The organism is Megasphaera cerevisiae DSM 20462 (genome assembly GCF_001045675.1).
Taxonomy (GTDB): Bacteria; Bacillota; Negativicutes; order Veillonellales; family Megasphaeraceae; genus Megasphaera; species Megasphaera cerevisiae.
The window spans coordinates 1-1,860 of sequence record NZ_LEKT01000108.1 but is presented as its reverse complement, the minus strand read 5'-3'; the positions used below and the strand labels follow the sequence as shown (position 1 = coordinate 1,860).

The 1,860-nt window shown below is 40.2% G+C and carries 2 protein-coding genes; one reads left to right on the top strand and one right to left on the bottom strand.

The annotated features are described in order from the left end of the window. Positions 1-89: 89 nt before the first annotated feature. Positions 90-1,577, bottom strand: a complete 1,488-nt coding sequence (locus AB840_RS15175; RefSeq protein WP_269079283.1) for a transposase — start codon at positions 1,575-1,577, stop codon at positions 90-92. 113 nt (positions 1,578-1,690) lie between these two features. Between AB840_RS15175 and AB840_RS18400 the strand changes: the two genes are divergently transcribed. Then, positions 1,691-1,860 (top strand): transposase (locus tag AB840_RS18400; RefSeq protein ID WP_048515559.1); only part of this gene is annotated, 170 nt, incomplete at its 3' end.

Genomic DNA, 1,860 nt, shown 5'->3' with positions numbered 1-1,860 from the left:
TTTTTATTTGCATCTTGAGGTAATAAGCAGGAAATTACTGCAAAATAGGCATAAAACCCCTTTCCCCATAAAAACTGCTTTTCTAGAGTTTATGCGGCTTTCTTCAAACGTAGTCTTTTATTGTGGTATTTATAAAGATTATGCCCGATAGAAACCAGGAAAATCTCTAAACGTACTTGTTCCATGCCTTTTCGAACGATTCTTTTGTACCAGCGGTTATTTTTCATGATCCCAAAAGTACCTTCGGATTGAATGGAACGATTCATACGAAGAAGAGCTCCTTGAATGCTTTCCAGGTTATTCACAACTTCTTGATGCATGGAGGTTAGTTCCTGGTTAAGACGAATCGTCCTGTTTTTATCGGTCTTTTTACACGCGGAGGCATATGGACAATCCATGCAATTTTCGCACTGGTAGACTTCTTCCTGACGCCCATATCGATTCCCTTTTACATTTCGTCTGTATTGAAGATGAAAGGCCTGTCCGGCCGGACAACGCAGTGTGCCTTTTTCATCAATCTTGAAATTCACGGCTCGAAACGGATTATCTCGATACTTCGCGTCAGTAGTTTCTTTCTTGTACATAGTGAATTTCATGTACTTTTCCATTCCGTGTTGCTCGCAGTAAATATAATTATTGTATGAACCATATCCTGCATCAGCAACGGGATACTTTGGATAAAACCCGTAGGTATCATGAAATTTCTCCAGTAAGGGAACGAAACAATCCATGTCTGAACGGTATTGATTTACATCAGCTACGGCTATGTATTCATCTGCAATGCCAAATTGAACATTGTAGGCTGGTAAGAGCTGGTCGTTGCCCATATAATCGGTTTTGAGCCGCATGAATGTGGCTGCATGGTCTGTCTTGGAATAACTGTTCCGTTCTGGACCACAAACGGTTATCTTTTCAACATATTCTTCAAGTTTCGCTGTATATTGCTGCAGGCGTTCATAATAGCGCTGCTGCGGTGTTTTTCGATGCCCTTTTCCATGAACAAATTTTGTTTCATCCAGTTCATAGATTTTGGCATATCGTTCCGTTACTTCACTCAGGTATGCAGGAACGTATTCGGAATTCGTATCAATTTTGATGCCGAAGCTGGCAAGGTCATTGTTGATTTCATCGAGTAGCCCCGTGATTTTTTCAAAAAGTCTATATCTGGATTTTTCCGTCGCTTTCTTCCATACCCAGCTGTATTTATTGGCATTTGCCTCAAATTTCGAACCGTCGATATACAGATGGCTCAAATCTACATGATCTTTGGCAAAGATTTTCTTGTTGATATCGCTGAACAATTCCTCAACGGATGGTTTGAGCATATTTTCGATAAAATATCCGAAAGTGCGGTAAGATGGTGTCTCATGATCCATAAGATACATAAAGCGAAGATTGACTTTACAGCAATCTTCGAGTTCGCGGAGCGAGATATATCCATTAGTCATAAATCCGAATAAGATTGTTTTCAACATGCTGGTCGGGTTGTACCTGATACGTCCGGTAACGTGCGTTGGAACATTGCTCAGGTATTTCTCCAAGTCGATTTCCTCCATAAATCGGTCAAAAACCAGCACAGGATCGCAGATATTCAGACAATCTGAAATAAACAGTGATGTTGTACAATAAAAATTGACACCCTATTCTCAAGGATTGTGATATATAATTGATAGAGAATAGGAGAAATAAGATGGCAAAACGAATTATAAAAACTTATGACCAAGAATTTAAATCACAGGCTGTAAAATTGGCTCAGGAGATTGGTGGACACAAAGCCGCAACGGAACTGGGGCTTCCTGATAGTACTATCTATACATGGGTTAAAGCCTTCAAAGAGGGTAGGTTGGACGCAAAAGACGC